Source organism: Arcanobacterium pinnipediorum (assembly GCF_023973165.1).
In the GTDB taxonomy this organism is placed as follows: domain Bacteria; phylum Actinomycetota; class Actinomycetes; order Actinomycetales; family Actinomycetaceae; genus Arcanobacterium; species Arcanobacterium pinnipediorum.
The window spans coordinates 188,975-211,643 of record NZ_CP099547.1 but is presented as its reverse complement, the minus strand read 5'-3'; the positions used below and the strand labels follow the sequence as shown (position 1 = coordinate 211,643).

Below are 22,669 nucleotides of genomic sequence, written 5' to 3'. Positions count from 1 at the left end.
AGATCCTCAAACCTCCCTTAACCAGGCATTATTTAGGGGCAACAAACATCTGTTTGTTGCCCCTAAATCACATCGTATAGTCAGTCAATCTCTGTGGTGTTGTTTTCCAAAATAGCCACGATGTCGCTGCGTCGGAAACGACGGTGGCCACCTAAAGTGCGGATTGATGGAATTTTACCTGAATCAGACCAGCGGGCTACGGTCTTTGGGTCTACTCTAAAGAGTGCCGCTACTTCAGCGGGAGTCATGAGTTCGGTATCGAATTCGGTCATTTGCGTTTCCTTTCGCAGAAACTGGTGAAGTTCGTAGACTATCTTTTTGCTCGCAAGAATAAGCGTTTGTCTATTTCAATTATAAAGTGCGATTTGGAGGAATGATGTACAACCTAGAGATGATTTATTAATAAACAACCACCCGTTGAGTTATGGAACACGTCACATACTGAGTATTCTTCAGGGGATTTTCTCCCGCTACTACTCATTTCACAGTAACGATCTGTGCACATTTGATCTGCCACCTAGAGTTTAGGTACCGATTCGTTGTAAAGTAGATCAACGAGAACAATTATGTACATAGCGGGGCCACTTCGCGTCGCCCCAAGACGAGTTGAGGGGGGTCGGATCCCTATGGGACGCGGCCGTCAAAGAGCCAAACAGCGAAAAGTCGCACGTGATCTAAAGTATTTCAGCCCTGAAACGGATTATGCAGCTCTCGAAAGAGAACTCATAGGAAAGTCCAACTCATCTGCTGATAGCGATTCGGATAATCCCGATAGCGATTGGTCGAGTTACGATTCGTACAATATACCCCCAGCAGAAGATGATTGGGATGAAGACGATTGGACACCACCAAACAGGTGACGTGCATGGTAATTGTGGATCTAGCCAGGCTTTACGCCTGGCTAGATCATTATCATCGCTGTTTTTCCTGCAGCTGAGCTGGGCCAAATAACGGCATGAAACTACTAAGGTCAGCCCGGGTGCCACTGGCTCGAATACGGCCCTCAGGTTCGCGTCCTATCACCAGATCCAGCCACGTTTGACCATCCATCTCGACGATGTTTGGTGGGGTTCCACGCGTATGTACCGGGCCGGAAATAGCTTGAACTGCGCCCACCCACGGGATTCGAATCTCAACTGATTTACCTGGGTGGCGCACTGCAAATTCTTCTAAAGCAAAACGTATAGCGCGCTGCTGATCTGCTTTCGACAGTTCCCTACCCATCCAATAGCAACGAATCAACTCAATTCCTTGCTCTGGATCTATTCGTCGTCTCATAGTTCTAGGTTAATATAAACCTCACTATGGTAAAAATGCCTAGGGATAGTATGCCTACTATCCCTAGGCATCGATGTGCTATATCAAACCTGCCTCTATCTAGGCTCAGATAACACCTTGATCCAACATCGCATCTGCTACTTTACGGAATCCTGCAATATTGGCGCCGACCATATAATCGCCTGGCTTGCCGTATTCGTCAGCAGTTTCAAGGCATTCACGATGAATATCGAGCATAATGGCCCGGAGGCGATCTTCTACTTTTTCAAACGCCCACTGAGCCATACCAGCATTCTGCTGCATCTCCAATGCCGAAGTAGCTACGCCGCCAGCATTGGCTGCTTTTCCGGGAGCATACAAAATATGGGAACGTTGCGCAGCCTCAATGGCATCCGGGGTCAGCGGCATATTCGCGCCTTCGGCAATCAACTTAACGCCGTTGTTTACCAAGGTAGCAACATCAGCTTCATTCATCTCGTTCTGTGTAGCGCATGGTAACGCGATGTCACCTGCAATACTCCACACGTGCTCACCTGCGCGGAATTGCGCGTTAGGACGACGCGCAGCGTAATCTGATACGCGTCCACGTTCAACTTCCTTGACTTGCTTGAGCAGTTCGACGTCGATGCCATCAGGATCGTAAACTGCACCCGAAGAATCTGAAATCGATATCGCCTGGGCACCAAGCGCGTGGGCTTTCTCGATGGCGTAGGTTGCTACGTTTCCTGAGCCTGAAACGATAACCTTTTTACCGTCCATGTCCTCACCTTTTTCACCCAGCATCGCCTGGGCGAAGGTAACAAGACCATAGCCAGTGGCTTGGGTACGAACTAGGGAGCCACCCCAGTTGAGTCCTTTGCCGGTGAGAACACCAGCTTCATTTCGATTAGCTAGACGCTTGTATTGACCGAACAAGTATCCTATCTCGCGCGCACCAACACCAATGTCGCCTGCTGGGACGTCCACATCAGCTCCGATATGGCGCGATAGTTCAGTCATGAAGGCCTGGCAGAATCGCATAACCTCGTTATCGGACTTGCCATGAGGATCAAAGTCCGATCCGCCTTTACCGCCGCCAATGCCTTGCCCAGTCAACGCATTCTTAAAAATCTGTTCAAAACCAAGGAACTTGACAACCGAGAGCGTCACCGACTGATGGAAGCGCAAACCTCCCTTGTATTGGCCAAGCGCAGAATTAAATTGGATCCGATATCCACGGTTGACATGGACGTTGTTTTGATCATCTTCCCACGCGACCCGGAACATGATCTGACGCTCCGGCTCAATTATCCGGGCTAGAATCGCTGCATCGCGATAGTCTTTTCTGGCCGCAAGCAACGGTTCAACAGATTCAAGAACTTCACGCACCGCCTGCTGAAACTCAGGCTGTATCGGATTGCGTCGTAGCGACTCGTTATAGACGTCTTCAATATACTTGTCCATAGATTTTCTCCTTTATTTTCCTTCTAGTCACAGAATAATCTGAGTGACTAAGTGAGAAAAGACTAGCGAGCCAACTATCGGAATCGTCTCAGAGTGTGTACATGACATATACCACTCGAGCCTACCTATTTTTCTCCAGTCAACATCGAATACACTGTCTCGTAGCGTTTCTTAACAGTCGTAACTAGATGGCGTGGCAGTGGTGGAGGCGGTGTACCTGCATCTCGATCCCAGCCACATTTACGGAGCCAATGTCCAATAAACTGCTTCCCCATGACAATCTGGGGTTTTCCTGGAGCGTAGTCTTGTGCTAACCACATCGTCGCAGAATCTGGGGTAAGAACTTCGTCAGCTAAAACGATTTCCTCATCACCCGCATCTGCTGAACTACCAAATTCCAATTTGCAATCGGCTAAAACAATACCGCTACGAGCACACATCTCGTGGCCACGTAGATATATATCGATCGAGATTGATCGCATAGCACGAGCTAATTCCAGCCCAACAATATACGCAAAATCTTCGAAGCTGATATCTATGTCGTTTGCTTGGACTGCCCCTTTTCGTGCCGGTAAAAATAGTGGCGACGGTAGCTTGTCACCTTCACGTAACCCTTGCGGTAGTTCGACGCCATTAATTGAACCAGTGCGTTGATATTCGTCGTAGAGCGCAGCCGTCATATACCCAACTACCGAACATTCGACAGGGTACATCCGCAAGCGTTGGACAATCATTGCGCGCCCACGTACTTCATCGGGAACTTTCATGGTGGACAAATGATTGGGAACAATATCATCTAGTTGATTAAACCACCACATAGTTAGCGCGGTTTGTAATTGACCTTTGCCGGGGATAATGGAGGGAATAACGCGGTCTTGTACCGATATGCGATCTGATGCGACAATAAGCATGGTGTCATGACCATCATGCCATTGCTGATCGATGGGAATGTACATATCCCGGACTTTCCCTGCGTAAATACGCGACCAGCCGGGGATAGAGATGCCTCCTGCAAAACCTGACACTGTCCCTCCTCCATTGGATTGAACGGTTGAGATAATACTACCGGCAGATCTGTGGAACTTGCTAGGCAGAATTATTCCTGCTCATATTGCAAACATCGGGTCGTGCTAACGAATCAAACATCGTATTCTTTGGCTATAGCTTCTGGCGGAGTATTCCACCTCTAACAACTTCACTGCGTAAAATTTTGGTGCGCATAGAGATTTGCTGCATCCGGCAATTTCCTGCACCCAGAGATTTTTGGGCCACCCGATGATTTCCTGCAGCTAGATATTTCCTGCACCCAGAGATATAGATGTGTGGCCTGAGGAAAACCTCAGGCCACACATCTCAAGCTAGCTAACTAAACTCAGAGAGCTGCCTTAGCTTCTTCGATGCGCGAGCGAAGAGCTGCGAGCTCTTCCAAAAGCGCTGCCGGAACCTTATCGCCGAACTGTGCGAAGTATTCTTCAGAATCCTTTGCTTCAGCTTCCCACGAAATTGGATCGAGGGTGTACATTGCGTTCCAGTCAGCTTCGGTAACGTCGGTGCCTTCAAGGTTGAAGTCTTCGCGCTTGGGGTAGAGACCAGTCATACCTTCAGTTGCTTCGACTTCACCAGCTACGCGGCGAACGATCCAGTCCAGAACGCGGGAGTTATCGCCGAATCCTGGCCAGAGGAAGCGACCATCGGCATCCTTGCGGAACCAGTTGACCTGGTATACCTTCGGGAACTTATCGCCGAGTTCTTCTTGCATGTCGAGCCAGTGACCCCAGTAGTCAGCCATGTTGTAGCCACAGAATGGGAGCATAGCGAATGGATCATGGCGTAGTGCGCCAGCCTTGACGTCGAGGGCTGCTGCGGTAACCTCAGAGGACACATTTGCGCCAATGAAGACGCCTTGTGCTGGGGTGTACTGCTCGGCAACGAGTGGGACGTTGTTTGCACGACGTCCACCGAACAAGATCGCATCCACTGGAACACCTTCTGGTGCTTCCCAGTCAGGGCAGATGATTGGGCACTGCGCTGCTGGGGTGGTGAAGCGGGAGTTTGGATGGGCAGCAAGCTCGCCGGACTCTGGAGTCCAATCGTTGCCGTGCCAATCAATAAGGTGTGATGGGGTTTCGCCGTCGATACCTTCCCACCAAACATCTCCATCGTCGGTAAGTGCGACGTTTGTGAAGATGGTGTTTGCCTTCATGGTATCCATAGCAACTGGGTTGGTCTTGTAGGAAGTACCTGGAGCAACGCCGAAGAAGCCAGCTTCTGGGTTGATTGCACGGAGGCGACCATCTGGGCCTGGACGCATCCAAGCGATGTCGTCACCAACAGTTTCAACCTTGTAACCATCGATTGTTGGCTGAAGCATTGCGAGGTTGGTCTTACCACATGCTGATGGGAAACCAGCGGTTACGTGGAACTGGCGACCAGTCTTTTCTTCGGTAAGGCGGAGGATAAGCATGTGCTCAGCCATCCAAGCATCGCGACGAGCCATCGTCGATGCAATACGAAGTGCGAAACACTTCTTGCCAAGTAGTGCGTTGCCGCCGTAACCCGAGCCGAAGGACCAAATTTCGTTGGTCTCAGGGAAGTGAGTAATGTACTTCTCATCGTTGCATGGCCAAGTGGTATCTTCTTGACCTTCTTCGAGTGGAGCACCAACAGAGTGAACTGCTGGAACCCATGGCTTTCCTTCGCCGATGAGTTCAAGCGCCTTGATACCCATGCGGGTCATGATTCGCATATTGACGACGACGTATGGGGAGTCAGTGAGCTCGATGCCGAGCTGTGAAATCGGGCCACCTAATGGACCCATGGAGAATGGAATGACGTACATGGTACGGCCGTGCATTGCGCCGCGGAAAACACCCTTTTCTCCAATGAGGATTTCCTTCATTTCCTTAGGGTCTGCCCAGTTGTTGGTTGGGCCTGCATCTTCTTCCTTTTCGGAGCAGATGTAGGTACGAGACTCAACGCGAGCAACGTCTGATGGAAGGGAGCGAGCCAAGAAGGAGTTTGGACGCTTTTCTGGGTTCAACCGAGTGAACATACCAGATTCGACCATCAATGAAGTAAGACGATCCCATTCTTCTTCGGATCCATCTACCCACTCAATATTCTTTGGCTCGGTCAAGTTAGCTACCTCAGTAACCCACTCGATCAAATCAGCTGGTGCAACCGATGGTGCACCCTCACGTACTGCCTCGACAGTGTACATGTCAGTCATCCTTTTTCCTCCTAGAGATTGACGACGACGTTTTGTTTTATGCCACGTCTTCATACTACCGGGAAACTTGCGTTCTAGCTGGGACTATCGGGCCCATGCTCTGGGCGTAAAGGCTATAGTTTTCGTCGTAATCATTGCACTAGCACCGTTTCAGGTTTTGTCGGTTTTAATCTAGGTCCACAACCCACTAAAGACGTGATATATAACACGATTATCTACGCTATTACATTCCATGCCGGTAGCATTTCGTGTTCTCGCCAGTGAACTCCACTCTCACACTGCCGATCTTTACATCCACTATCGATCCAGATCTTCAGAACAACAAAATAGCACCTATTATGGCAGTATTTTGAATAACTCTTTAGAATCAGAGAAAGTCGAATTCTTTCAAGATAGGTGAAAACGCATTGAATAAACCATCGTTCCTTAAAACTGTCGCTACTGCGTCAGCTACGCTTCTCGCACTAAGCGCATGTCAAGTAAATCTTGGCATCGGCATCGAAACTGATGGGTCTATCAGTACTGTTTTTGAGTTCCATGATCCAGAATCCCAACTCGCAGCATTTGATATTGCTAGCAATTGTGAAGAGCTACGCGACGCCATCGTAGACCAACTACCTGCCGGTTCTGAGGAGGCAGAACTCCTTGTCGAAGATATCAGCACAAGCAACGACTTCGCTTGCCGATTCACTGGCGAAGCCGAGAGAAGTCCGGAATCGGCAGAGATCCTCAAAGAAACTGACGATACCTTCATCTTCACCAGTTTAGACTCGTCCGATGCGGTTTCCCCTAGCGATCTAGCGTTAATCGACAGCCTGGTAGATTTCTCCCTAACCGTTGTTATGCCTGGCGATATTATCTCTGCTGAAGGTGCGGTAATCGAGGGTAACCGTGCAACGTTCACCGATCTTGAAACCTTCGTCGAGGGTATTACCGTCGAGGGTAAAAAAGAAGGTAGCGGATCTATCGAAGATATCGCATCCGATAATTCATCTTCTGGAATGCCAATTTGGGCTTGGGTTGCTATCACTGCAGGGCTCGTCATCGCAATTGGTGCTCTAGTTTTCTTCATCGTGCGCAAGAAGCCAGAAGTTCCTCCGGCTTCAACTGAGTATGCGAATACCGCAATTCCAACAACTGATATGCCAACTGCTGCAAACCAGCCATACCCCGGTTCCGCAATGCCCGGAGCTCACGGTGTTCCAGATGGCACTACTGCCGCATTTAACGGCTCAGCCTCTCCTGTTGCTCCCAACCAGCCATATCCAGGTGTAGGTGTTGCCGGTGCAAATGGAGTACCCGACCATCACGTTGACGATAGTGAGAACTTACCTCCAGAGGCTAACGACGAAGATCAACTTCAATAAGTTCGTTATTTAACCTCCGCAGTGAGGTGACCGTATTGGCGAGGCAACTACTAATGTAGTTGCCTCGCCAACTGCTTACCATTTCACGATAAACTTGATCGAAAGCAGTTTTACCATCCACCATAGGAGCTCGTCCATGAAGTTAGCGCATCACCTGAAGGTTTTTGGCTTAATATTCGTCGCGCTACTTGGATTAAGCGCCTGTGAACTGAGTGCCGGTGCGGGACTTCATGAAGACGGCCATGCCACAGTATCGGTGGAATTTCATGACTCGTTGGGCTTATTAGCCGGAGATAATATTACCTCATGTGAAGATCTCATGGCTCTTAGCCTCGAAGAACTACAAAATGATCCGCAGGCATCAAACATCCCTCCGGTGGCATTCGATCTTCTTCTCGATTACCTGACGATCACCGAGATTCCATCTGATCAAGGTCTTGCTTGCCGCGCCGATTTTGAAACACCGGATTCAGTTGTCGATGGGAGATTTATTCAAGAAACTTCCTCTAGCTTCATTATCGATGGACGTATCGATGACGCTGAGGGTGCCCCGGAAGGCTTAAGCCTTCTCCTTAATCTACTCGACGTAAAATTAGTGATCGCGACCCCTGGTCCTATATCCCAAGCTGATGGCGGCATGATTGACGCCAATCGTGCAATCTACACCGACATCACATATATCCTTGAGAACGGCATCTACGTGGAAGGGGCAAAGCATGGCACAGCTGACTTTTCTAACTTGCTTGCCCCCAGCAACGCAACCGGCTTAGCTCTTTGGGTGTGGATCGCAATCGCTTTCGCTCTGGCGGGCGGCATCGGATTGTTCGTTTTCCTCATTGTTCGCAAGGCCGATCCCGGTTCAGATCCACATGAACTACCTGCGTATGGATACGGAGTTAATTTTGCTCCACCGGCGCCTGCTGATTCTGGTTCGTCTAGCACCAGCGGCGCTACACAACCACCGGCACAGACCTTGGCACAGCCACCGGCACCCACTCGAATCCCATCCCCTATAACCCACCAAGATGAAAAGGACTCCACCGACCATGAACTACTCTAAAAAACGTCTCCTCGAATCAGCTGCTTTCGGAAGCTCAATCGCCATCTACTACGCTTGCCCTGACGTAATCCGTTCCCGCACCGCGCGATTTTTCGTCAAATCGGCAAGCTTTGCATTACCGAACGCATATTTACTCAACGAAACCCTTCACATATTAAACACCCCTATCGAAACTGATGCCGATCATGACGTTACCGACGTCGAACTCGACAACGATGCTGTAGCTACCGATACGAAGATGGATCTACTGCGCGCTCCACTACCGCTACTCATCGGTGCCGGGCTTCTCGTCTGCGGATCGCTTGTCCTTTCGTTGCGTGCAGAACGAGCAATCTTCCGCCGAGGCGAACGACGTCGAGCGGAGGGCAAGCGGTTCGCTCATTCGCAGTTCGCGATAATAGCTGGAATCGCTACCGGGGTTGGAAACTATATCCTAGATTCTATCGACGATGAAAACTAACGGCGATCAACGGTGAGGCTAGACGCGCACACAAGCGTGAAGGCTACAACAGCTGTGCGCGAGGTTAAAACAGCCATGCGTTAGATAAAAACATAAGTGGTGGCCACGAACATTAGTTCGTGGCCACCACTTTAGGTTTCAAACAATCAGCCCTTTACAGAACCAGCTGCAAGCCCTGATTGCCAATACTTTTGCATCGCAAGGAACAATACGATCAGTGGGAGAACACCAAGCAGTGCACCCAACATTACTGCTCCCTTTTCTGGTGCGAAGTAGCTCATCATGCCGTAGAGACCGAGAGTGACTGGTTTAATTTCATCAGCAGTCACCATCATCAATGGCAAAAGGAAATTGTTCCATGTTCCAACGAAGATGAACAAGAAAATCGTTACCATAGCCGGTGCCAACAACCGCAATACCATGGTAAAGAAGATTCGCGCTTCGCCAGCGCCATCAATTCGAGCCGCCTCAATCAGTTCAGTTGGCACAGAGGTTTGAGCATAAACGCGGCCTAAGAATACGCCAAACGGGCTCACACAGGCCGGGATAATAATCGACCACATAGTGTTGGTGATTCCTATGTGATGGAAGATAATGTATAGCGGGATGGTCAATAGTGCAGCTGGCATTAACAAACCAGACATGATCACACCCATAACCACGCCTTTGCCAGAGAAGTTGAACTTTGCAGTAGCATACCCGGCCATGACGGAGATTAACGTGCCCACAATGCCCGCCACTGTAGAGTAGAGCAAAGAATTGAGCACCCATCGCCAAAACATTCCGCGCGTCCACACCATCAAGGTTTCGTGGTTTTCAAACAAGTTGATGTTATCGAACCATAATCCGTTTGTGGAAACGAGTTGAGAATTAGTTTTCGTGGCGGCCACAATCACCCAATACACCGGGAAGAGGAAGTAGACCAACGCTAGGAGCAAGATAGCTCGCGTAATCCAACGTGCCACCGAAGTCGGGGCAATGGATTGTGCTGGTATCCCTTCCCGCGAAGGAGTGTATTCTGTGCCATCACTGAGCTTTAGTTTCGTTAATTTTCGCATCAGTCATTCACCTTCCGCTCAATCAAGGCATATCCAACAGCTAGTGAACCCGCAATTACTGCCATCACAATCGACGTCGCAGCTGCTGGGCCATCGCCAGATGGGGTGATCTGCCCAATCATCGTGTTATACGCCATCATCATCGGCGTGTAGTCAGCACCCATCCACCGATTCACGGTAGACAAAACAGCTGGCTCGTTGAAGAGTTGGATCGTTCCAACGATCGATAGCAGGACTGACAAGAGCACTGCCCCACGAACCATAGGAACCTTCACCTTTGTGACAATCTGGAACCCAGTAGCTCCATCGAGGCGGGCGGCTTCTTCCAGCTCGGTAGGAATCGCCTGCAAGGCTGCAAGGAAGATCAGCATGTTGTAGCCGGTGTAGGTCCACGTCGTCATATTCGCCATCGAGAAGAAGATCAGGTTCTTGCTCATCAGATCCACATCCAAACCCAGACTGTTCAAAATAGCAATCAGCGGCGATATTTCTGGAGTGTAGATGTAGAGCCAGATGATCGCAGCGACGATACCTGGGATAGCGAACGGCAAAAAGTAGCCAAGGCGGTAGACGGTTACGTGCCGGACTAAAAGTGAATCTAGAACAAGAGCAAGTGCCAAACCGAGGAAGATCATGACCGGAACTTGGATGAGAGTGTAGAGAACTACTCGCATAATTCCGAGCCAGAATCGCTCGTTAGCAACAGTGTTGTAGTAATTATCTAACCCAACGAACTCACTTATGAGCTCGCTTCCGCCGTAGAGTCCGCCGCCGTCAGAGACGTCTTGGAAGAATGACGAATATATTGATGCCCCGATGGGGAGTAGAAAAACTAAGGTAAAGCCGAGAACAAATGGGAGCATAAAGATCCAGCCGGTTCGGGCTTCATGAAGCTCTCGAGTACGTCTACTTCGTTTGCGCGAGCTATCAATTTCTAGTGTGCTAGTCATAGTTTGCCTTTATATATTCCTCGTAGTTTTCATCCAATAACGTCTCTTCCGACGGCGGATCACCTATTATTCGGCAACAGGTAGCTTAAGATTCTTCAACGTGTTGACTGATTCTTCTTGAGCTGCCGCGAAAATATCGGCGATCTTGCCCTTGGAATCAATAACGTTTGCTGCAGTGTCTACCATCTTTTGTCCTACTGCAGAGAATCCTGGAATATACTGGAAGTCAGGGTTTAGGCTATCGTTTGCCTTAGCGAGCTCAGTGAACACGTCCTGGCCACCGAACTGACGCTTGATCTTTTCTGGAGTAGTGACCTCGCCCTTGGCTGCAACAACTAGGCCTTGTGTTGCGAGATCTTCAGTCTGGGTGTTGAACCAGTTGTTGAACTCCATTGCCTCGTCAATGTGCTTGCAGCCCTTCATCACAGCAACGCCGGAGCCGCCGTCTGGACCGGTCTTGACGCCGTCACCGAAATCTGGCAACAATGCTACGCGCCAAGTTCCTTCAGTATCTTCTGGAACAACTGGGTCAAGCATAAAGCCAGCTTCCCATGCAGCACCAATGTTACCGATGATCTTCTTGTCGGTGAGAGCCTTGGTGTATGCATCGTCCCAGCGGTTGATTGTGCCTACTGCCTGAGCATCGATGAGTTCTTGCCAGAAGGCTGCAACAACTTCCGAACCCTTGTTCTCAACGTTGATCTTCCACTTATCACCTTCGGTGGAGTACCATGGCTCACCTACTGCAGCGGCTTGTGCGGAAAGCCAGTGAGCGGCCTCATCTGGCTCGAAGTTCAAAATGAACTTGCCTTGTTCTGCCGCCTTCATTGCGGTTGCCTTCAACTCATCGAGTGTTGTTGGAACCGTTAAGCCAAGTGCGTCGAATTCTGCCTTGTCATAGAAGTAGACAAGTGGGCCAGTATCTTGTGGAAGACCGACGATCTTTCCACCTGCACCCATCTGGCCATAGGCGCCAGAGAAGTTGTCCTTGTACTTTTCGGCCTGCTTGGTGACGTCTTCGACCATGCCCTTAACAAAGGCTTCTGGTACTTCGGAGTAGCCAAGCTGTGCCAAACATGGAGCGGTATCGGTTGCAACATCCTTTTGGAGCTTTTGGAATAGATCCGCAGCCTTACCATCGAATTTGGTTGCCTTGACCATAACATCGGGATGTTCTTTATTCCACCGATCTACAATCTCTTGAACCTTGACCATACCTTCACCATCGGGCAGACGGTGAACGTATTCGAGTTCGATTCCTGCCTTTGGTTCAGTTTCTTCAGGTGTTGCCTTCTTTTCTTCGTCCGACGAACAACCAGCTAAACCTGCGGTTGCCAGTGAAACAGTTGCCAAAATCGCAGCAACCTTGCTGCGATGCGACAATGTTGTCATAATTCTCTCCTTTGAGTCCATGATGACTAAAATGATTGCGATTACACTATACCGCTGATTGCACAAAAGTGAATCCGGTAGCACAAATTATTATTATTTTCCATCAAATCCGGCTATTAATAAGGTGCGTTTTCGTTCTATGGGACAGGTTTTCTGCGACGACGAAGAACGCTTGCGGCCGATAATACCGCGGCTTGTAGTTTCGCTAGATCTTTGGTTAAAAATTCCTCCTTCACTTTCCCCGGTAGGGCATTAACTAGATAGTTGGTAGGGAGCCGTTTGGCATGCGCTTCATAGTCACTGCGATACTGATAGCTCGTGGCGTCCACGCATGGGGCGGATAAACATCTGGACCGCAAGTTCTCGAACCTAAACCATGTTGCCCGCCGTCAATATAAAGATGCCAGAATCCGTCGTTTTGTGCCAGCTCATACGGATGGCGAGCTTTCGTTAGCTCAAACTCATCGTGCTCGTGGAAGCTAAACGATGGATAGTGGTCAGAATATTCCGGCAAGCTGATATGGGGTTGGGCCTGAATGTTGATCCCGAACGAGTCATACGCTAATGTCAACTCCCGCATACCAATTCGAGTCCCGTTTTCTTGGGGTACCGAATACTCAAACTCTAAATCACGCGGATGGGCCGCAAAGCGTCCTAAAGTGACCGCTTGGCGAGAATCTGAATATGCTTCTCCTGGCCCATACCCAACCCATGAAACGTTGTGGGGGCGCGGTATCGCGAAATGAATACCGGTGCGTGGCCAAGAACCTTTCCAGGCAGCTGAAGGCATCACATCAACTGCAAGCCGCACTCGGTCTTCGTCGTCGAACATACCCCAGCTCCACCGCCACGTGAGATTGATGCGCGCCGGTGACTGATCGCTCGACCACACTTCGTCCCGGATATATTCCCCGAAATATTCGTCGCCGGAAAACTCGGTATGCCACTCGTGGCACACCATCTTGTCCAAGCCGGCCTCGCGCCACAGATCTGCTGACGACGGCGCTCCTTCTAGGCCAGCGCCCAAGGTCTTGGCTGGACTTGCCAAACTAAAGGAGCCAAATCCACGAGATTCATCATTATCTGTTGGTGCCCGCCACAGCGAAGGGCGAATATCGTCGATAGGCAGGCCAAGGGCACGTATTAGTTGTTCCCCCTCGATCTGCACCAGTGGCTGGGTTGCGCGCTCAACTGCCTCGGTGCGCGGATAGCGCAGTGGACTCACCGTTGGGCGGATCTGGGTCCGGCTCACCTCCCATCCTTCTTCTTCCCACGAATTACCTGGAATCGGAATCGAATTTCGGCGCGAGACAAGATTGATCACACTCTCGGGTGAAATCGCATTGTTTTCCCAAAGAATCGTTTCGCGTTCTCCGGGAGCAACATCGTGGTCTACTACACCTAAATAGGTCTGATCCACATACACATGGGTGGTCACAATCCGAGAGCGTTGGGCATGGAACCGGTTGTGAACATCGACGATTAACCGCCCTGGTTCAGCTCTAGCTGTTAATTTCACTGGCGTGTAGACCGCTTTGAGCTCAGCTAAAGCCGGGGAAGGAACACCATCAGAACGCACTAAACCATCGATAACAAAATTCGAGTCGTGCGTACGCTCACCAAAATCTCCACCGTACCCAAAGTATTCTTCGGCCTCGTCCCACGTGCGCAACCCATGATCGCGCCACTCCCATACGAAACCACCATGATACTGTTCGTATCGGTCAATACATTCGTCATAGTCAACCAAAGCGCCCGGACCGTTACCCATCGCATGGCCGTATTCGCAGTTCAGCAATGGAAATTGCCGAATATGACCCCAGGTAGCAACATCGCTCAGCGGCACATCACCGTCAGGAGAACAGATCGCATGAATCTGCTCAATCGGTAAATACATGCGCGAGTGGACGTCACTAATGCGCCCATCATAGTCACCTTCGTAATGTATGGGGCGAGAAGGATCTTCACGGCGAATTAGCGCCGCCGAACGCGCCATATTTTCACCATACCCAGACTCATTGCCCAAGGACCAGAAGATGATCGAGGGATGGTTATAGTCGCGGGCAATAGTGCGCATGGCGCGATCTTCATAGACTGCACGCCATTGGGGTGAATCGGTTGGGTTATCCACCCAGTCTCCGAAAACAAATCCGTGAGTTTCTAAATCAACTTCGCACACCACCCAGAAACCGAATTCGTCGGCAAGATCGTAAAACCGCGGATCGTGCGGATAGTGTGCTGTGCGGATGGCGTTGATATTGTGCCGTTTCATCATGGTCAAGTCGCGCCGGAGCTGGTCGGGATCAAACGCACGCCCCTTGTCGGGGTGTGTTTCGTGACGATTAACTCCGCGCAGTTCCAATTTTTTGCCATTGAGAAGAATGCGCGGCCGATCTCCATGAAAGACTTCAATACGCCGAAATCCAACCCGGATCGTGCGAGTATCTGCGCTGTTGGTGAGCGTGAGAGGATATAGGTGCGGCGCATCTGGACTCCACGGTAGGCCAGATTCGACGACGACGCTCTCCCAGCGCCCTGCCCGTAACACATGCTCGTGGTTACCAATACGGCACGTGTAAGCGGCCTCGTCAGACTCGACGCGAATATGTAGTGTTGCTGTGTTAGTTTCTGGATCATAATCTCCGTGGAGGCGAACATCGCGGAAACTGCCTGCACAGTCAACATAGAAATCCACATCGCGGAAAATACCGGCAAGCCACCACTGGTCTTGATCTTCAACGTAGCTCATTGCCGACCATTGACTTACGATTACACTAATCGTATTGGTGCCTTCATGAACAGCTTTTGAAATATCAACTTCATGCATGAGCCGTGACCCGCGCAAGACTGCCAGCTCCACATCGTTGATAAGCACTTGAGCAACTGATTCAACCCCGAGAAAACGAATGATGGCCCGGCCACCGGCAGCAATATCTGCTAAGGCTTGGGCCGTGACGACGAAGGTACGCCTGTGTTCGCCGGTCGGGTTATCTTGTGGAATATGGGGCGGATTAAGTGCGAACGGATAGTGCCGATTGGTGTAAATCGGTTTGCCTCTAGTCCACAATAGCCTTCCGTGCTCGTCACGTTGGGAACTGAAAACCCAATGGCAGGGCAACTCAATTGTTTCCCACGGCGAAGAGTCGTCGATCTGGGCGGTTGGGTGGAGCCGAAACTGCCATTGACCATTGAGTGAAATATGGTGGCGATATTCGATTGCCGGACGCCATGTGCGAGCCGGTATCAATGAACCCGTAGCAGCAGAGACTTCTTCAATATAAGCGGGCTTAGTCATACTTCCTTCGTTTCTTGATTAAGCGAGGCATTGATAGCTGAATTCAGTTCTTCTCGACGGCGAATCAACTCCCGTTCGCTCACCCAACCGGTGTCATAATCGAGATCGCCGTCTGGATCAATGATCTTAAGTACACCGTCACGTCCAATAAGTTTTTCAGCGAATTGGCAGGTGGCTAGATCTGCAAATCCGCCGCCAACCATGCGGTGGCGAATACTTTCCCACACTTTGCCCTCCGGTGCGGGGTAGACGATAAAGGGATCACCGGAGATAAATCCGCCACCGGCATCATTTTCCCAGAAGGGATCCACATAGCCGGTAGATAGCTGAGTGTTGTAGAAATTGTATCCCCACTGTAAAAATCCGCGAGCGCGCGCTTTATAGAGCTGGAATCCGAGTTGGCGGTGCCGGTTGGGACGTTGGGCGATGAATTGATTGGCAAGGTTGGTTTCTTGGCAAATACAGTAATACACCCACTCGGGTTCAATATTGTGGGCTCGGAACGTCGCAATTGCATCGGTGGCGACGACGGGGGTTTCAACCAGTTCGTGGTAAGTGACTTCGGATAGGGCATCGATGACACGGCAACCGTCGAGGAGGTCACGTACTTGATTTTGGGCCGCGAGGTAGGTCGCGACGTTGTCTGCATCTGGTTCGTCTGAAATATGGAAGTACACGGAGTCCGGATCTACGTGTTTACCAAGGAACTGGCGCACGAACGCTATGAGCTGTTCGAGGAATTCGCGGTATGCCGGATCGGTAGCTGGGGTGTCCCAGCCGAAGGCGGGACGAACGTCGTCGTCTTGTCGAATATAGAACTGGGCGCAGGCTTTGGCTCCCCACTGGGTGAATATATGGGGGATTTCGACGGCGCTAAAACCGTGTTTTTTCAGCAAATTCAGCCATCGTATGGCGCGAGTACCATCAAATGAATACTGTCCGTTATCGTCACGGGTAATCTCTAATAGCTGGGTGGGCAGACGCTGCTGGCCGGGAGCGGTATCAAGTGGCGGGGTCCATAACGGCATCAGCAAGCAGTTAATATGCATGCGTCGAGCTGCGATCATATGGTTTTCGATCATCTTCCAGTGCGCTTCGCTCCACACCGGCACTCGTGCTACATGGGCTAAGGAATCACAGTGGAACCAGCGAGTATTAACAATATCGGGTTGCGGCAGCAGTGCAGGAATGGTCGTGATCGTTATTGATGGCAGTGGTATTCCGCCAACGCTCACGTCAATGTGATTGCCCGGGTTTTCGATACTTACCCACACACTGTTCCAGCCTTGATGGCGCTGATTAGCCTGGCATGTCCAGGTTACTGGCTTCGTTTCGTTATCGCTTTTTTGGACGCGAAGTGGGCGCAGTACATCGGGCACGAGTGCTGGTTCGCTGACGAGATATCCGTCTTCGTCTCCAGTGATAAAGGGGGTGGTGGCACCAACGAGCATGGCTTCTTCGCATTGCACGATTGCTGAGTCTCCAGCACAGATAGTGATGGTTGTTTCAATCCGGGTGATGCCTTGTGGGGTTTCTTTCCATGCGATCTGGAATTGGAATGGTTCGTTAGCGAACCGTGTGCGGGAAAGTTGAGCTGGTTGAGGGCGTTGCGTAGGGAGAATTTTCGTCAGTTCATCAACTATGAGGGCCTCCATGGCCTGCCTCCTCAAGCTCCGTGCTTGACACTCATTGGGGATCGTCTTTGTCCCCATTCCGACACTTCGCCTATTTTATTCGTCCACTTAATACTTATGCAACTGTTCGTATTGTTTATGTATAAAGGCGGATGTGTCGGGTAGAGAATACATCGAGGGCGGTCATCCTATTGGATGTCCGCCCTCGTTGTTATGTATGTATTTAGCGCCTTATGCTAGAGGTTAGCGTAGCTAATCTCAACGCATCTTCTTGCCAACAGAGCCCAAGCGCTCACATGCTTCAACGACGCGAGCAGCCATACCAGCTTCGGCGGCCTTGCCCCATGCACGTGGATCGTACTGCTTCTTGTTGCCGACTTCGCCGTCGATCTTCAAAACGCCGTCGAAGTTGCGCAGCATCCACTCTGCCACTGGGCGGGTGAATGCGTACTGGGTATCGGTATCGACGTTCATCTTGATGACGCCGTTGCGCACTGCGGTTGCGATTTCTTCAGCAGTTGAGCCAGAGCCGCCGTGCATAACGAGATCGAATGGGGATTCCTTGCCAACTTTGGCGCCAACTTCGGCCTGAATTTCGCCGAGGATTTCTGGGCGAAGCTTGACGTGACCTGGCTTGTAAACGCCGTGGACGTTACCGAAGGTAAGAGCGGTAATGTAGCGACCTTTTTCACCAAGGCCGAGAGCTTCGATGGTCTTGAGGCCATCTTCTGCGGTGGTGTAGAGCTTTTCGTTGATTTCGCCAACGACGCCGTCTTCTTCGCCGCCAACAACACCGATTTCAACTTCGAGAATGGTGTTTGCCTTAACAGAAAGCTCAAGGAGCTCTTTAGCGATTTCTAGGTTCTCTTCTAGTGGAACAGCTGAACCGTCCCACATGTGGGACTGGAAGAATGGCAGACGACCAGCCTTGACTTCTTCAGCTTCGAGCTCCATGATTGGACGGATCCATGAATCGATGTTCTGCTTTGCACAGTGATCGGTGTGAAGTGCGATGGTAACATCGTAGTTCTTTGCGATCTCGCGTGCATATGCAGCCATGCCGAGGGAACCAGCGACGCGATCCTTAACAGTGGTGCCGGACCAGTATTCTGCACCGCCGACGGAAACCTGGATGATGCCATCGGACTCTGCCTCAGCAAAGCCTTGGATTGCAGCGGTCAAGGTCTGTGAAGATGTTACGTTAATTGCTGGGTATGCGAACTTGCCGGCCTTAGCGCGGTCAAGCATTTCGTTGTAAACCTCTGGGGTTGCGATTGCCACGGGAAATACTCCTCTTGTAGTGGTTAGAACATTTCCATTATCTCACTATTCGCGGCTATATGTTAAGCCCTCAGTCCTGTTCGTGAAATATTGTGCAATTGTATCTCGACTATTGCCGTATCCCACGGTCAGTGTGCACGCCAAACAGTGCGTATGAGTGCGGTTGATCCGTATAGTGCATGTACATATATGAGGTAAGGTCTGCTCCCAATAACTTTGAGAGCAGACCTTACCTCTGGGCACTACATGCGTGCATTGCGCATGTAGCGGGTATTAATGCTAGGCGTTGCGCATTCTGCGGCTAAGCACAGCTGCCCCACCCAAACCAAGAAGTGCCAGGCTTACAATGCCAGCGCTCAACGGAGTGCTCAGGCCGGTCTTTGCCAGTTGTCCATCCGTTGATGAAACCTTAGGCGTGGTAGGCGTAGGGGTGATAGGTGCCTTTGCATCACACGATGCTGGGCGATCCATAGCAGTCCACTCCCAAGTGCTCTGGCCTTCGAGGGCGAAGCCAGCTAAAGGCTTGGCTTGAACAAGAATACGTTCACCGTAATTATAGGTGTAGGTTCCAGCGGCCACTGGCAGTGAGTTGATCGTGAATTCAACACCTGGAGTGCCTTCGATCGTGACATAGGGTTTGACATCGCATTGTGCGGGATCTATCGCGTGTGCTCGTGGAACACGCGTGATGCTCACTGGGGTGTCTACTACTGGAGCAGTCTCTACAGCGAGTGTCGTGGTGTGGTTAATGGTGTTGCCAAATTCATCTTCGATTGCAATAACGATTTCGTATTGGCCGGTTTCGGTTGGAGTACCGGTCAATGTACCCGTTTTCTGATCAAGCATCAGACCAGGTATCGGCTGGGAGGCCAATGTCCACTTTGTTGCGGGGAAACCTTTAGTGACGGTGAATTGGTGGGAGTATTTCTTGTCAACGACAGCATTAACTGGTTTTAGACTTGTTACATCTGAGACAACAACTGGGTAGAGGATCCAGCCATTATATGTTTCGTTATCGCGCGGCTGCGGATCATGGAATTTAGCTACCAGTTCGGTCAGATCTTCAGGTAGTTCAGTGAACGTTACCAGGTCAGTTCCAAGAGTGTATTTCGAGCTGAACTTATCAGATTCAATGATCACGCCACTATCGCCGTCAGAAGCAATAATTTCTGGGCGTTGCGCTGGGAAAACATAGGTGGTTGCTCCAGCTGGCACATATGCCGTTGGGCCGTCATGAATCACTTGATGGGCTGCGTACAGCTTCTTGAACTCAAAAGCATCCAATGGTGAGAGATCCTTTACCTGGTTGCTCGCCAGTCGAAGGTCGAAGAGGTTCGGGAATGCCTGCCGAGTCATGGGGGAAAGATCAACTAGTGTGTTGTTACTGATCGAAAGATGAGTCAGAGTTGGTATCGTGGCAACAATGTTTTTCAAATCAGAATCTTCTAATCCAGTGTTGTTCAGCGTCAAGCGTTCAAGCGCTGGGTGATTCTTCAATGCGTCAAAGTTCTCTATCGCTGTGTCATTTTGAAGAACTAGCTGCGTGAGATTCGTCAACGACTTAATCTCGTCAATGCTCGTAATACCAGGATTTTCGCCCAAATCTAAGCGGATCAAGTTAGTAAAAGAGCCTAGTGCGCTCAGATTCGTAACTCCACGACGGCAGCTCAGTTTAGTGAGGTTGGCAGCGTCTTCATCGGTGATGACACTTCCTGCAGGCTTTTTAAGCTCGGTGTTAATACAGTTTGCTAGATATTCATCTGGAACATCAATAGCTTCCGCGGCACTGGCAACCATCGGAGTTAAACTCAATCCCAGCGCAAGTGTAGATGCAACTACGGTCTTTGACCATGTCGCTTTTATTGATTTTAGTGCCATTCTATTTCCTCTTTCGGTCCAACGTTCTAAACTCTCCTTTCTTCGCAGTCTACACGCTCACATAATCGATAGTGCGGTTTAATTTCGCCTATGATGTGATCTTCGTCTTTCCCAGTAATCACAATGATTTTCAGATCCGGATCATCTTCACGTTTCGGCCATTAAACACCCAGAATTCGCCACACTACGCCTCGTTTGAATCACCTATCTCACCTGCGCATTAAACTATCACGTATGAAAGATTCTTCTCCTTCTCACCATTTCGCAGCGCCACCACCAACTCCGGTGGCCGAACAAATCGCTAACCTCATGCGTGCTCGTTCAACCTTGGCGTTAACTGGAGCTGGAGTTTCTACCCGATCTGGTCTACCCGATTATCGCGGCACTGGTGGCGGATCTACTCCCACGGTAGATATAGACATGTTTCGATCCGAGCAATACTGGCGTAACTGGGTTTGGCAACGCAATCATGAGACGTGGCAGAATTTGCTGGAAATTAAGCCTAATCCAGCGCATTTTGCGCTCGCCGGCTTAGAATCGGCAGGTTTTCTTTCTGGGGTGGCGACGCAGAATATTGACGGCTTGCATTCCCAAGCAGGCAGCAACCATGTGTGGGAATTGCATGGAACCTACCAATACGTGCGTTGTTTACAATGTGGGCTACGTTTGAAACGAGCGGACTACGATCTTGTTCTTAATGAGCTCAATCCGAACTGGCCCGCGATTGCTGGCGATATCGCTATTTTGGCTGTAGCGGACTCCGGAGCGGAAGAATACGCTAAGGCTTCTAAGTTCCACCCTGCTCCATGCCCGCGCTGTGGTGGGATCGTCAAACCCGATATTGTCATGTTTGGCGAGGGGCTACCGCCGGCTATGGATCACGCTATGGCGGCTGCAAATAAGTGTGACGTGATTTTGGTTGTGGGCACCTCACTCATTGTGAGCACTGGCGCGTGGATTGCTCGCCAGGCGTGGGCGCGTGGTGCCGACGTCGTCATTATTAATCAAGGTCCAACTGCGTTGGATCATATTGCCGATATTCGGTGCGACGAGGATGCTACGACGTTACTTCCTGCAGTCGCGCAGGCGTTGGGTGTGACGCTGCCAAACGAGTTCTAGCCGGCCGATCACTTATTGTTGTGGACCGTGTTGCATGATCCACATGTGCATGGCGATTGCAGCTGCAGCGGCAACATTCATGGAACGGGTTGAACCGAATTGTGGAATATAGACGGCGCAATCTGCAGCGGCGAGAAGTTCGGCGCTCAGCCCGTTGGATTCTTGTCCAAAGATCAGTAGCGCGTTTTCGGGTAGTGGCGTGGTGGCGATGGGCGTTGAACCTTCCATATTGTCTACTGCAACGAGCACATAATGGTTTTCTCGCGCCCACTGTTTTAGGCTTTCGACGTCTGCGTGGTGATGGACGTTGAGGTAGCGATCAGTAACGAGTGCGCCGCGTCGGTTCCAGCGTTTGCGGCCAACAATATGGACGCCGCTGACGTTGAAGGCGTTGCCGGTGCGCACGATGGATCCGATGTTGAGGTCGTGTTCGAGGTTTTCGATCGCGATGTGGAGTTTGGTGGCGTGGCGTGCGAGGTCCTCGCGGATTGCTTCGACGCTCCAGTAGCGGTATTTGTCGACGACGTTGCGTTTGTCTCCGTTTGCGAGTAGTTCTGGATCGTAGCGCGGATCGTCTGGGAGTGGGCCTTCCCATGGGCCAACCCCGGTTATTCCGCCTGGTTTTTCGCCGTTTCCCCAGAATTCGAAGGCTTCGTCGTTGGTTGCGTCGGGGGTTGGCTGGGTTGGGGTTTCACTCACGGTGGTCTCCACTATGTAGGGTTTTAGGCTGATATGCGGCGAGTTCGGTTCCGATGAGTGCGGCTTGGGTTTCTACCGGGATACCTGGTTCGGTTGCGGTTTCGTCGTCGAAAAGTGTGATCGCGACGGCGGTGCGTCCGCTTGCCTCTGGGCCGAGGAGTTCGCCGTTTTCGGTGACGACGACGTCGTAGGCGAGGCCGCGTGAGGCGGCTGCATGTTGGATCGCGAGCGCGAGCGCTAGATTTTCGGGTGCTACCGTAAGGATTTCGACGTCGAGCGGGCCGTAGCCGTTTTCTTCGAGCAGGTCGAGCATGACGTGGCCGGCGAGGATCGCGCCGTCGTAGCTGAGGAGCAGGGCGCGCAGCTCGCGGGCTTGCTGTTCGATTCCGGCTGGATCATACTGGGCGGATGGTGGCATCGACTCGGGAGTTACTTCAGCGAAGATAGGCCGAAGCAACTCAGCTAATGCACTCTTTTGCGGATCATTACTAAACACGGTGGCTAGTATATCTTTCTCATTGATCTT

At 50.9% G+C, this 22,669-nt stretch carries 19 protein-coding genes; 5 read left to right on the top strand and 14 right to left on the bottom strand.

Annotated features, from left to right (window positions below; genetic code table 11):
* Window positions 1-80: 80 nt before the first annotated feature.
* Window positions 81-272 carry a BldC family transcriptional regulator gene (locus NG665_RS00880; protein WP_168917182.1) on the bottom strand — a complete coding sequence of 64 codons (192 nt, stop codon included), beginning with the start codon at window positions 270-272 and terminating at the stop codon, window positions 81-83.
* Window positions 273-626: 354 nt separating this feature from the next.
* Here NG665_RS00880 and NG665_RS00875 point away from each other — a divergent pair, with 354 nt between their 5' ends.
* On the top strand, window positions 627-860 hold the full coding sequence (locus NG665_RS00875; protein WP_252673454.1) for a DUF3073 domain-containing protein: 234 nt from the start codon (window positions 627-629) through the stop codon (window positions 858-860).
* Window positions 861-912: 52 nt separating this feature from the next.
* On the opposite strand, the gene NG665_RS00870 is transcribed toward NG665_RS00875, so the two are convergent.
* The 4 genes from NG665_RS00870 to NG665_RS00855 all read right to left on the bottom strand — a co-directional run bounded on the left by NG665_RS00870 (window position 913) and on the right by NG665_RS00855 (window position 5,950).
* Window positions 913-1,278, bottom strand: a complete 366-nt coding sequence (locus NG665_RS00870) for a sterol carrier family protein (protein ID WP_252673453.1) — start codon at window positions 1,276-1,278, stop codon at window positions 913-915.
* 105 nt (window positions 1,279-1,383) lie between these two features.
* Entirely contained in the window at window positions 1,384-2,721 is a 1,338-nt protein-coding gene (gdhA, locus tag NG665_RS00865; RefSeq protein WP_252673452.1) for an NADP-specific glutamate dehydrogenase, read from the bottom strand.
* A 125-nt stretch (window positions 2,722-2,846) separates the two neighbouring features.
* The gene (locus tag NG665_RS00860; protein WP_252673451.1) at window positions 2,847-3,746 is read right to left on the bottom strand and encodes a phosphoribosylaminoimidazolesuccinocarboxamide synthase; all 900 of its coding nucleotides are present in this window, start codon (window positions 3,744-3,746) and stop codon (window positions 2,847-2,849) included.
* Window positions 3,747-4,093: 347 nt separating this feature from the next.
* On the bottom strand, window positions 4,094-5,950 hold the full coding sequence (locus tag NG665_RS00855; RefSeq protein ID WP_252673450.1) for a phosphoenolpyruvate carboxykinase (GTP): 1,857 nt from the start codon (window positions 5,948-5,950) through the stop codon (window positions 4,094-4,096).
* A gap of 407 nt (window positions 5,951-6,357) precedes the next feature.
* On the opposite strand from NG665_RS00855, the gene NG665_RS00850 reads away from it, so the two are divergent.
* From NG665_RS00850 to NG665_RS00840, 3 genes are all read left to right on the top strand, one after another.
* Complete coding sequence (locus tag NG665_RS00850) at window positions 6,358-7,317, top strand: hypothetical protein (RefSeq protein ID WP_252673449.1); 960 nt, start codon at window positions 6,358-6,360, stop codon at window positions 7,315-7,317.
* A gap of 136 nt (window positions 7,318-7,453) precedes the next feature.
* Entirely contained in the window at window positions 7,454-8,377 is a 924-nt protein-coding gene (locus NG665_RS00845) for a hypothetical protein (protein WP_252673448.1), read from the top strand.
* On the top strand, window positions 8,364-8,837 hold the full coding sequence (locus tag NG665_RS00840) for a hypothetical protein (protein ID WP_252673447.1): 474 nt from the start codon (window positions 8,364-8,366) through the stop codon (window positions 8,835-8,837). The genes NG665_RS00845 and NG665_RS00840 overlap by 14 nt, the downstream gene beginning before the upstream one ends.
* A 146-nt stretch (window positions 8,838-8,983) precedes the next feature.
* Here NG665_RS00840 and NG665_RS00835 read toward each other — a convergent pair whose 3' ends face one another.
* From NG665_RS00835 to NG665_RS00805, 7 genes are all read right to left on the bottom strand, one after another.
* Window positions 8,984-9,895, bottom strand: a complete 912-nt coding sequence (locus NG665_RS00835) for a carbohydrate ABC transporter permease (protein WP_252673446.1) — start codon at window positions 9,893-9,895, stop codon at window positions 8,984-8,986.
* On the bottom strand, window positions 9,895-10,845 hold the full coding sequence (locus NG665_RS00830) for a carbohydrate ABC transporter permease (protein WP_252673445.1): 951 nt from the start codon (window positions 10,843-10,845) through the stop codon (window positions 9,895-9,897). Before NG665_RS00830 ends, NG665_RS00835 begins: the two co-directional genes overlap by 1 nt.
* 66 nt (window positions 10,846-10,911) lie before the next feature.
* Window positions 10,912-12,237, bottom strand: coding sequence for an ABC transporter substrate-binding protein (locus NG665_RS00825; RefSeq protein ID WP_252673444.1), 1,326 nt, complete (start codon window positions 12,235-12,237; stop codon window positions 10,912-10,914).
* A 256-nt stretch (window positions 12,238-12,493) separates the two neighbouring features.
* Entirely contained in the window at window positions 12,494-15,532 is a 3,039-nt protein-coding gene (locus tag NG665_RS00820; protein ID WP_252673443.1) for a glycoside hydrolase family 2 TIM barrel-domain containing protein, read from the bottom strand.
* Complete coding sequence (locus tag NG665_RS00815; protein WP_252673442.1) at window positions 15,529-17,187, bottom strand: DUF4091 domain-containing protein; 1,659 nt, start codon at window positions 17,185-17,187, stop codon at window positions 15,529-15,531. The genes NG665_RS00820 and NG665_RS00815 overlap by 4 nt, the downstream gene beginning before the upstream one ends.
* 237 nt (window positions 17,188-17,424) lie before the next feature.
* The gene (fbaA, locus tag NG665_RS00810; RefSeq protein ID WP_252673441.1) at window positions 17,425-18,447 is read right to left on the bottom strand and encodes a class II fructose-bisphosphate aldolase; all 1,023 of its coding nucleotides are present in this window, start codon (window positions 18,445-18,447) and stop codon (window positions 17,425-17,427) included.
* 279 nt (window positions 18,448-18,726) lie between these two features.
* Window positions 18,727-20,325 (bottom strand): leucine-rich repeat domain-containing protein, encoded by a 1,599-nt coding sequence (locus tag NG665_RS00805; RefSeq protein ID WP_252673440.1) that lies wholly within the window; start codon window positions 20,323-20,325, stop codon window positions 18,727-18,729.
* A 234-nt stretch (window positions 20,326-20,559) separates the two neighbouring features.
* On the opposite strand from NG665_RS00805, the gene NG665_RS00800 reads away from it, so the two are divergent.
* Window positions 20,560-21,444: an SIR2 family NAD-dependent protein deacylase gene (locus NG665_RS00800; protein ID WP_252673439.1), complete on the top strand. Its 885-nt coding sequence runs from the start codon at window positions 20,560-20,562 to the stop codon at window positions 21,442-21,444.
* Between the two features lie 12 nt (window positions 21,445-21,456).
* Here NG665_RS00800 and NG665_RS00795 read toward each other — a convergent pair whose 3' ends face one another.
* Together NG665_RS00795 and NG665_RS00790 are read right to left on the bottom strand one after the other, a co-directional pair.
* The gene (locus NG665_RS00795) at window positions 21,457-22,143 is read right to left on the bottom strand and encodes a TrmH family RNA methyltransferase (RefSeq protein WP_435366677.1); all 687 of its coding nucleotides are present in this window, start codon (window positions 22,141-22,143) and stop codon (window positions 21,457-21,459) included.
* The gene (locus NG665_RS00790) at window positions 22,136-22,639 is read right to left on the bottom strand and encodes a hypothetical protein (protein WP_252673438.1); all 504 of its coding nucleotides are present in this window, start codon (window positions 22,637-22,639) and stop codon (window positions 22,136-22,138) included. Before NG665_RS00790 ends, NG665_RS00795 begins: the two co-directional genes overlap by 8 nt.
* Window positions 22,640-22,669: the final 30 nt, after the last annotated feature.